The organism is Novosphingobium sp., from assembly GCF_036820275.1.
Taxonomy (GTDB): domain Bacteria; phylum Pseudomonadota; class Alphaproteobacteria; order Sphingomonadales; family Sphingomonadaceae; genus Novosphingobium.
Genome location: NZ_DAISLT010000004.1, coordinates 243,813 through 252,508, shown reverse-complemented (window position 1 = coordinate 252,508; position 8,696 = coordinate 243,813). Strand labels below are relative to the sequence as shown.

At 65.6% G+C, this 8,696-nt stretch carries 10 protein-coding genes and 1 pseudogene; 5 read left to right on the top strand and 6 right to left on the bottom strand.

The features are described 5' to 3' along the window. A pseudogene (locus tag V7066_RS05400) lies at positions 1 to 532 on the top strand (HWE histidine kinase domain-containing protein); the annotation flags it as partial. Positions 533 to 552: 20 nt separating this feature from the next. Here the strand turns inward: V7066_RS05400 and V7066_RS05395 are convergent. Together V7066_RS05395 and V7066_RS05390 are read right to left on the bottom strand one after the other, a co-directional pair. Next, positions 553 to 1,173 (bottom strand): hypothetical protein, encoded by a 621-nt coding sequence (locus V7066_RS05395; protein ID WP_334182217.1) that lies wholly within the window; start codon positions 1,171 to 1,173, stop codon positions 553 to 555. 80 nt (positions 1,174 to 1,253) lie between these two features. Further along, positions 1,254 to 2,279 carry a DNA topoisomerase IB gene (locus V7066_RS05390; RefSeq protein ID WP_334182216.1) on the bottom strand — a complete coding sequence of 342 codons (1,026 nt, stop codon included), beginning with the start codon at positions 2,277 to 2,279 and terminating at the stop codon, positions 1,254 to 1,256. Positions 2,280 to 2,414: 135 nt separating this feature from the next. Here V7066_RS05390 and V7066_RS05385 point away from each other — a divergent pair, with 135 nt between their 5' ends. Further along, positions 2,415 to 2,897, top strand: coding sequence for a hemerythrin domain-containing protein (locus tag V7066_RS05385; protein WP_334182215.1), 483 nt, complete (start codon positions 2,415 to 2,417; stop codon positions 2,895 to 2,897). A 108-nt stretch (positions 2,898 to 3,005) separates the two neighbouring features. Beyond that, positions 3,006 to 3,470, top strand: coding sequence for a pyridoxamine 5'-phosphate oxidase family protein (locus tag V7066_RS05380; protein ID WP_334182214.1), 465 nt, complete (start codon positions 3,006 to 3,008; stop codon positions 3,468 to 3,470). A 130-nt stretch (positions 3,471 to 3,600) separates the two neighbouring features. On the opposite strand, the gene V7066_RS05375 is transcribed toward V7066_RS05380, so the two are convergent. Then, a complete protein-coding gene (locus V7066_RS05375) occupies positions 3,601 to 4,020 on the bottom strand; it encodes a response regulator (RefSeq protein ID WP_334182227.1) in 420 nt (139 codons plus the stop codon). A gap of 71 nt (positions 4,021 to 4,091) precedes the next feature. Continuing rightward, the gene (locus tag V7066_RS05370) at positions 4,092 to 4,739 is read right to left on the bottom strand and encodes a sigma-70 family RNA polymerase sigma factor (protein WP_334182226.1); all 648 of its coding nucleotides are present in this window, start codon (positions 4,737 to 4,739) and stop codon (positions 4,092 to 4,094) included. A gap of 415 nt (positions 4,740 to 5,154) precedes the next feature. On the opposite strand from V7066_RS05370, the gene V7066_RS05365 reads away from it, so the two are divergent. Next, positions 5,155 to 5,295 (top strand): hypothetical protein, encoded by a 141-nt coding sequence (locus V7066_RS05365; protein WP_334182213.1) that lies wholly within the window; start codon positions 5,155 to 5,157, stop codon positions 5,293 to 5,295. Positions 5,296 to 5,332: 37 nt separating this feature from the next. Further along, a complete protein-coding gene (locus V7066_RS05360; RefSeq protein WP_334182212.1) occupies positions 5,333 to 6,127 on the top strand; it encodes a response regulator in 795 nt (264 codons plus the stop codon). A gap of 206 nt (positions 6,128 to 6,333) precedes the next feature. On the opposite strand, the gene V7066_RS05355 is transcribed toward V7066_RS05360, so the two are convergent. Next, positions 6,334 to 6,717: a PilZ domain-containing protein gene (locus V7066_RS05355; RefSeq protein ID WP_334182211.1), complete on the bottom strand. Its 384-nt coding sequence runs from the start codon at positions 6,715 to 6,717 to the stop codon at positions 6,334 to 6,336. Between the two features lie 75 nt (positions 6,718 to 6,792). Beyond that, positions 6,793 to 8,454, bottom strand: a complete 1,662-nt coding sequence (locus V7066_RS05350) for a CHASE domain-containing protein (RefSeq protein ID WP_334182210.1) — start codon at positions 8,452 to 8,454, stop codon at positions 6,793 to 6,795. Positions 8,455 to 8,696: the final 242 nt, after the last annotated feature.

The window sequence follows — 8,696 nt, the reverse complement described above, 5'->3', positions numbered from 1 at the left end:
CGAGCGCACCATACCGCACGAACTCGGCGGCTCGGCCTCGGTGATCTATCCGCCCGAGGGCTTGAAGGCGCTGTTCCTCATCCCCGTGGACCATATCGCCAGCTTCGAGACGCCCAGCCCTTCCGAGGACCGCCCCGCCCCCCATGTGCCGGAAGCGGCCGATCTGGCGGGATCGCTCCAGGACGGGATCGCGCTGATCGTCGAGGATAACGTCATCATCGCCATGGAGGCGGAGGACGTGCTGCGCGGACTGGGCTTCAACGACTGCCGGATCGAGGGCTCGGTCGCTTCGGCCATGGCGCTCGTCGAGACCGGTGGGGTGTCCTTCGCGATGCTCGACGTCAATCTCGGCAAGGACACCAGCGAGCCGGTGGCACAGGCCCTGCTGGCGCGCGGCGTGCCGTTCATCTTCGCCAGCGGCTATGGCGAACGCTCGTTGATGTCCGGGGCGTTCAAGGGCGTGCCTGTCGTGACCAAGCCCTACGGCGAACGCGAGGTGCGCGCGGCGATCGGTCGGCTCAAGCGGGGCTGAGCAGGGCCTCGCGCGCCGTGTCAGGGCGCGTCGGGCTTTTCACTTTGGGGCACACAAGCGCCCAGATGGCGGCCGGTGATCGACCACTGGGTAAGGTCGGGCTTGCGCGCGATCGTCGGGTCGAATTCGTCAAATTCCCTGCGGTCGTCGAAATCGAGCCTGAATTGCCCGGCATCGTATGTTCCGGTTACTGTCAGGATCACGCGGGTTCTGTCCGTTATCACTCTTTTCCTAGTTTCGTCGAACCTCGACACATTCCCCCCCTGACAGGTCTGCGTTGCCCGCAGACGCCCATCGCCCAGTCGCACCTTGAGCTTCGGGCAGTGGGTTGTGCCTGCCGATTCCGAATGCCCCTCCCCGGTCAGGAGCGTAACCAGCGCTTCGACCTGGGTTGCCGGAATACAGAAGCGCCAGTCCCGCTCCTTGCCGGCCGCGGGAACGAACTCGCGTCCATCCAGACTTTTGCCGAAATGATAAGACCTTGAAATGGAGACGAGCCATTCGCCGCCGTCGAGCACTCTCTCATCACGGCGACCTTCAACGACGATATCTCCACCGCCTTCGGCATCGACCGTCTGTACGGGCCAGAAAATCGTTCCAAGGGTCAGGGCGGCAAAAGAACAGGATCGGAAAGCCTTCATGACGGGCCATGGTGCCTCCGCCTCGGCCCGGTCGCAATCCGCAACGGCCGCAAGGGAAAGCCCAAGCCGATTACATTTCCTTAATCCCAACTCGCCGCAGGCGGCGCGGCTTCGAGAAAGGCGATCAGTCCGCGCTCTTCGGCCGCCATCCAGCGGGTGCGGCGCGGCAGGCTTTGCGGCAGGTCAGGCACCGGCTCGCTCTCCCGCACGAAGGCGATCAGCGCCGGGTGGACATAGGACTTGCGCGCGATCGCCGGGGTATTGCCGAGATGCTCGGCGACATCCGCCAGCATCGCCTTGAGCGTCACTTCCGGCTCCCGCCGGATCCGCGCGAACGCCAGGGCGCTCGCGGCGAACGTGCGGAAATCCTTGGCCGAAAAGTCCTCGCCCATCGTCTCGTGAAGGTAGTCGTTCACCTCCTGCGAGCCGACCGGGCAGGCGCAGCCTTCCTCATCGAGGTACTGGAACAGGTGCTGCCCCGGCAGGTCCTGCATCTTGCGCACGCAGGCGACGAGCGCGCGGTCGCTGGACAGCACCTCGCGCAGCTTGCCGTGCTTGGCGCGGAACCGCAGCTTCAGGGTTCGCCCCTTGAGCGTCGCATGGCGCCCGCGCAGGGTCGTGGCGCCGAAGCTGCGGTTCTGCTGGGCATAGCGCTCGTTGCCGATGCGCATCGCCGCGCTGTCCAGCAGGGCGACGACCGAGGCCACCGCCCGCTCGCGGCACAAGCGCGCGAGCACGAGATCCTCGGCCACGCGCTTGCGCAGGCCCGGCAGGGCATGGCCGAAGGCGGCGCAGCGGTCGAACTTGCGGGCATCGCGATCGGCGCGCCAGTCGGGATGGTAGCGATACTGCTTGCGCCCGCGCGCGTCGAAGCCGGTCGCCAGCAGGTGCGCCTCGGGATCGGGCGAGAACCAGCAGTCGACATAAGCGGGCGGCAGGGCGATGCGATTGAGCCGGTCGATCTCCTCGCGGTCCTGGATGCGCGCGCCGTCCGGATCGAAGTAGGCCCATTTCACCGGCGTCTTGCCGCCACTACGCCCCCCGCCCCGGACCGCCTTGCGGGTGATCCCCGGTTCGTCTGCATCGGTAAAGGTGAGGCGCGGCATCGTAGCTCCCGAACGTTCGTCCGATGGAAACGCACGATCCGGCGCGAAGTTGTGGCGGGCAGGCGATCAGGCGGAACCGCCGCGCCCCGGCAGCCGTTGCTCCTGCATAGAACAGCCCCAGACAGGAGCGACACCATGGCAGACGCCCGAATCTTCAAGGACCTCAAAGCCGACCACGACCGCCACCGCGACATGCTTGCCCGGCTGGGCGAAACGCAGGGCGACAGCCCCGAACGCCGCGAACTGTTCGAGGCCTTGCGCCGCGAACTCCAGGCCCACGCGGCGGCGGAGGAAGAGTCGCTCTATGCGACGATGCTCGCCTGCCCCGATTTGCGCGACGAGGCGCGGCACTCCGTCTCGGAACACAAGGAAATCGACGACTTCCTTGGCGAACTGCTGGAGATCGACATGAGTTCGGGCGCCTGGCTGATGAAGTTCAAGGACATGCGCCATCGCTACCTCCACCATATCGACGAGGAGGAAGAGGAGATGTTCCCCTCCGCCGCGAAGACGCTTTCGGCCGAGGCCGAGCGCGAGATGGCCAAGACCTTCGAGAAGCGCAAGCCGAAGGAACTGGCACTGGCCGCCGAGCAGAAGCCCGGCGATGAACGAGACTAGAAACCTGCGGTTCGGCGCGTTCGCAAACGCGCCGAACCGCGCGCCGCATCCGGGAACATCCCCGCGTCCGGCAACGTTGCTTGGTTAACGATCAGGAGGAGACCTGCCATGGAAAGCCACGTACGCGAGAGGTTCTGGAAGGCTTTCGCCGCCAGCCCCTTCATCATGATCAAGCTCGAAGGCGGCCACGGTCACGCCGAGCCGATGACGGCGCTGCTCGACAAGGAAGCGCATCATGCCGTGTGGTTCTTCTGCAAGCGCGACAACCGCATCGGCGGCGGCGGACGGGCGATGGGTCAGGTCATGACCAAGGGCCACGACGTCTTCGCCTGTATCGCCGGAACCCTGGTCGAGGAAACCGACCTCGCCGTGCGCGAGAAGCACTGGAGCAATGCCGTCGAGGCTTGGTTCCCCAAGGGCAAGGCCGATCCTGCCATCGTCATGCTGCGCTTCGAGATCGACGATGCCGAAGTCTGGACTTCGGACGTCGGCATCACCGGTCTGTTCAAGCTAGCGACCGGCGGCACGATCGATCCGTCAAAGGCTGGCGAGCACGAGTTGGGCGCGGTCTGAATCCCTCGTCGACTGCGTAAACACCGTGCTCCCGGGGGGCGCGGAGGCCAGCCCCTCCGCGCCCCTTTTCGCATGGATGCGAGAGGGAGACGGCGGCGGCGATCAAGGGATTGATGTGCGGGGACGCGCTTCAGGCGCGAGCGAGGGGTTCCAGCTCCGCCGGGCGGGCACTGTCCGGACACCCCGCCAGCACATAGGCGATGGCCGAGAGGATCGCCTGTCGCGAAAACGGCTTCTGGACGATTCCCACCGCCGTCGGAGCAGGCATATCAATCTGGCCGGGATTCGCGGTGACGTAGATCACCCGCGCCCCGAACCGCCCCGCCAGGTCGCGGGCGACGGCGGGCCCGGTCAGTCCGTCGCGCAAGTTGAGATCGACCAGCGCGACATCCGGCGCTTCCCCCAAGGCGGCCACGGAAGCCGCATCGGGAAAAGTGCCGAGCACGGCGTGGCCGCCGTCGGAAAGAATGTCTTCGAGTTGCAGCGCCACCAGAAACTCGTCCTCGACGATGAGGACCTTGGCGGTATTACCGGAAGTATTGGCCGTCATCGCACCCAAGACACATCAGTCCCTTCATGCGCCCCGCCTTGGGCAGGGCGCCGGTTGCATCAGAGGTCGCATCACGCCGCGACGGCATCGTCCTGCTCGTCAGTGACATTGGCGATCTTGACCAGTTCCGCGAAGAACGCGTCGATGGCATCCCCGGTCAGAACGAAGTTGTGGCGGAAATCCGGAAGTTGGCCGGATTCGATGACCTTCGACAGCATCGAGCGAGCCCGGCAGATGCGGCTCTTCACCGTGCCCAGGGCAATGCCGCAGATGCGGGCGATTTCCTCGTAGGACAGGTTCCCCGCCGCCACCAGGATCAGCGCCTCGCGGTAGGTTTCGGGAATGGCGGTCAGCGCGCGGAGCACGTCGGCCAGTTCGATCGCGCTTTCCTGGCTGGCTTCCGCGCGCAGGATGCGCTCGGCGGCCAGTTCGTCGTACTCGCCGTGGAAGCGGGCGCGGCGGGCCTCGCTATAGAAGTGGTTGCGCAGGATCGTGAACGTCCAGGCCTTGAAATTGGTCCCGGCGGCATAGCGGCCGCGCGCGGCCCAGGCGCGGAGCATCGCTTCCTGCGCAAGGTCGTCGGCACGGTCGCGGCAGCCGCAAAGGCCACGCGCGAAGGCGCGAAGGTGCGGCGCCACATCGGCAAGCGCGCGCTTGAAATCCCGGTCGCTGAGAGTTGCCACTTCCCCTCCCGCTACGTGGGCCGCACCCTGCTGCATTCCGGTTGCTGCGATGGCACCGGCGCTGGTTTCGGTTGCTGCGGTCATTGCGTTCCCTCCTTGGCTGATCCCGTTCCGGGACCCGTCGAATTGGCAAACGCGACTAATGCACACAAAGTTCCCCAAATCGCTCCGGCGCAGTGCCTTATCGGAAAAGGTTCCAAACGGTTTACCGCAGTTTTCGGCGATTTCGTGCGTTCAATACAAGACAGAACGAGGCCTGTGCGCGATCATCCGGCATCACGGAAACGGAACCCCGGGCAAGGCGGGCGGAACTTTTTTCCGTTCATCGTGGGAACAACCCCCGTCCGTAAACTTTGAGGCCTCCATCCACTCTGCGTGAACGGAGGCCTCCGGGATCGGGTCACCACCGGTTTGCGGGGGGTGGGGGAGCCAGTGGTGACATGGAGCAAACGTGGGCGTCCTGCGTTGGTTCCCGGAAGAACCGGCGGCGGTGAAAAATTTTGAGGTTGCCCTGCCCTTCCTGCGGCGTCAGAAATCGATGACCGGTCGGGAGGGGATGCGGGCCGCCGATACGAAGAAAACAGGCCAATAGCAGGGAAGCGCGGCTTCCCACGATCCAAGGAATTTCGATGTCCGTCTCCGACCAGATCGCCATCCAACTGCCCTACCTGCGCCGCTACGCGCGCGCGCTGACCGGCTCGCAGCAGTCCGGCGACACTTACGTGCGCGCCACGCTGGAAGCCGCCCTGGCCGACAAGGTGCTGCGTGACGATATCGCCCGCAGCCGCGCCGCCCTCTATGCCGCCTTCACCCGTATCTGGGCGACCGGCCATATCGAGGAACCGGGCCTGAACCAGGAAGGTGGCCGCCACGAACAGGCCGCACAGACCCGCCTCGCGACGATCGCCCCGACCCACCGCCAGGCCCTGCTGCTGACCACCGTGGAGGAATTCTCGCGCGAGGATACCGCCCGCATCCTCGCCGTCTCGCCAGAGGACGTCGATGCGCTGGTGACCCAGGCCGTGCTCGAAATCGAAGGCGAGAGCACGACCGACGTGCTCATCATCGAGGACGAACCGCTGATCTCGATGCAGCTCGAAGGCCTCGTCAGCGACCTCGGCCACCGCGTGGTCGGCACCGCCGCCACCCATGCCCAGGCGCTGGACATCTTCGAACGCTCGCCCGCCGGACTCGTCCTCGCCGATATCCAGCTGGCCGACGGCAGCTCGGGGATCGAAGCGGTGGAAGACCTGCTCAAGTTCGGCGACGTGCCGGTGATCTTCATCACCGCCTACCCCGAACGCCTGCTCACCGGCGAGCGGCCCGAACCGACCTACCTCGTCACCAAGCCTTTCCAGGAAGCCACCGTGCGCGCGGCGATCAGCCAGGCGCTGTTCTTCGGGTCGAGCAAGCCGCTCGGTTGAAGATTAAGAGGAAGTCCTGGGGGATGATCCCCCAGACCCTCGGAATGTCGTCGTTGTGCACGACCTAGCCGTAGTGCGCCCCTTGCGGCGCAGCCAATAAGTCTCCCGACGACACCATGGGCGCACGACGCTGTTGGCCCGCGTGACCCAGACGGTATTGGGGGTGCAGGGGGGCTATGCTCCCCTGCTTTTCCTTTGCCTGCTCTTCAGTGCCGACGCCCGAACCGCCGCTCCCCGGCATCGATAGGCGGCAGCAGACGGCCGAAATGGTCGCGCGGCATGTCCTCCGAAAGCGGCGGCTGGAAGCCCAGGTGGCGCACGACCGCATCGTGAACCGGAGCGAGGAAGCGTACGCCCGCGCAGCCTGCGACCTGCCAGACCACTTCCCCGCTTGCGTGCTGTTCTCGGCAGAGTTCCAGTTCTATCCGTGAACCGATCGTCGGCGCACCCCCGGCGAACTCGACCATGCAGCCTCCGGCCGACAGGTCGTGGAGAAAAACCGGGCCGTCCGGTCCATTTATTTCCCGGCCCGCCTCCCGGCATTCGATCTTCTTGTCGACGATGCGTCGATCCCAGCCCCGTGATTCCACGTCCCCACCCCTCCCGGATGAACATTCGTTCATCGTTAGGGGCGAATCATCTAAGTTTTGGTGAAGAGGCCGGTGCTATCTGCGCTCGGTCCGCAGAGCGAATTCGCGGCTGGCGCGTACCGGAACCTTGAGGCGGCACTCGACGCCTTCCGGCTTGAAGCGGAGATCGACTTCAGACTTGAGTTCGTGCGCGACGATCTTCTCGATCAGGTCGCGGCCGAAGCCTCGCTTGGTGGGTTCGCGCACCGGCGGGCCGCCTTCCTCGCGCCAGTCGAGTTCGGCAAGGTCGGGGCGGACCAGCGTCCAGTTGACGTGGATGCGCCCGCCGCTGGTGCTGAGCGCGCCGTATTTCGCGGCGTTGGTGGCCAGTTCGTGGATGGCGAGGCCCAGCGACATGGCATCGTTGGGCGCCAGCCGGATCTCCGGGCCCGAGAGTTCGACGTGGCTCTCGTTGCCCTCCATGTAGGGCGCCAGTTCCGAGCGCACGACATCGCCGAGGATCGCATGGGTCCAGTCCGACTGGGACAGGAGATCGTGCGTGGCGGAAAGCGCGCGGATGCGGGCGGTGAGGCTTTCGGTGAAGTCGTCGATATCGGTAGCGCGGCGCCGGGTGAGCGCGGCGATCGACAGCACGTTGGCCAGGGTGTTCTTGACGCGGTGGTTCAGCTCGCGGGTGAGCGAGTTGCGGATCGCCGCCTGGCTCTGGAGCCATTCCAGCACCATGCGGTCCTCGGCGGCGCGGCGGGTGATGAGCCGCCCGATCGCCATGACCATCAGCGAGGCGAGCGCGCCGAAGAACAGGGTTATGCGCGAGGCGGTGGAGAGCATCCCGCTCTTGCGGTCGCTGATGACGACCACCCAAGTGTGGCTGCCGAGGTCGATGCGCCGCTCCATCTGCGGCCCGGCGGAGCCTTCGGCGTGGCGCTCGGCCAGCAGCCTGTCCGGCTCCACCGAACCGTCATAGACCGCCACGTCGATATTGTTGTTGCGATAGAGTTCGCTGGCCGATTCCAGGAAAGTCTCGGCGCGGAAAGGACTGAATACGAAGCCCTTCACCTCCCCGCCCGAACGCGGCGCGATCACCGGCATGTAGATCAGGAAACCCGGCGTCTGCTGCTTGTTTCCCACGTCCTGCACGAGATGGACCTTGCCGGAGGCGACCGGCTTGCCGACCTTCATCGCCCGCTCCATCGCGGCGCGGCGGACGTCTTCGGACAGCATGTCGTAGCCGACCGCCGCGCGGTTCGTGCCGTCGTCGGGTTCGAGGTAGACGATCGGCGCAACGTAGCGCCGGGAATAGTCGGGCCGCGGATAGACGAGGAAATCGGGGCGCTCGGTGCCCTGGATCGACAGTTCCAGATTGGTCACCCGGTCGACCTGCACCAGCGGCGCCCAGCCCATGCCCAGCGAGCCGTAGAGATCGCCCTTGCCCTGGAGATCCTCGGCAAAGGAGCGGAACTGCGCGGCGCTGACCTGTTCCTGCGTGGCGAAGAGGGCGGCGCCTGCGCGCAGCAGCGCGATGTTCTCGGTCGCGCGGCGCTGCAATGCGGAAGATATCTCGGTGAGGTTGCGGTCCAGCTCGACCTGGCGGGTCTGGCGGTCCGCCCGCTCGATCGCCATGACCGAGACGGCCGTGGTTATCGACGCGATGATGAACAGCAGGAACGGCCAGCCGCGCGGATACTTGTGGAACCACGCCTGCTTCTGCACCCTGTCGAGCAGAGCCTGGTCAATCACCGGAAATCCACGCCATTTCAGCCGAGCCGCATCTTTTCTCAGGAGCATCGCCATGCCCCGGACCCTTCGCGAGACAGATTGCGAGGCAGGCCGGGACAAGACTTTGTAGCTGAGGGAACCAAGACCGACCTCAATTGTTCCAACGAAAACGACGTTCGGTTGCCTTGCCGGCGATAGGACAGTGGATCGGTCTGCCTTCGACGGCGCTGCAACGCGGTTGCAGCATGACTCTTGACCCGCTC

Excerpts from the sequence above, each read along its gene's own strand:
- V7066_RS05385 (WP_334182215.1), top strand. The coding sequence starts at position 2,415 with ATGGCAGACGCCCGAATCTTCAAGGACCTCAAAGCCGACCACGACCGC.
- V7066_RS05360 (WP_334182212.1), top strand. The coding sequence starts at position 5,333 with ATGTCCGTCTCCGACCAGATCGCCATCCAACTGCCCTACCTGCGCCGC.
- V7066_RS05380 (WP_334182214.1), top strand. The coding sequence starts at position 3,006 with ATGGAAAGCCACGTACGCGAGAGGTTCTGGAAGGCTTTCGCCGCCAGC.
- V7066_RS05375 (WP_334182227.1), bottom strand. The coding sequence starts at position 4,020 with ATGACGGCCAATACTTCCGGTAATACCGCCAAGGTCCTCATCGTCGAG.
- V7066_RS05395 (WP_334182217.1), bottom strand. The coding sequence starts at position 1,173 with ATGAAGGCTTTCCGATCCTGTTCTTTTGCCGCCCTGACCCTTGGAACG.
- V7066_RS05370 (WP_334182226.1), bottom strand. The coding sequence starts at position 4,739 with ATGCAGCAGGGTGCGGCCCACGTAGCGGGAGGGGAAGTGGCAACTCTC.
- V7066_RS05390 (WP_334182216.1), bottom strand. The coding sequence starts at position 2,279 with ATGCCGCGCCTCACCTTTACCGATGCAGACGAACCGGGGATCACCCGC.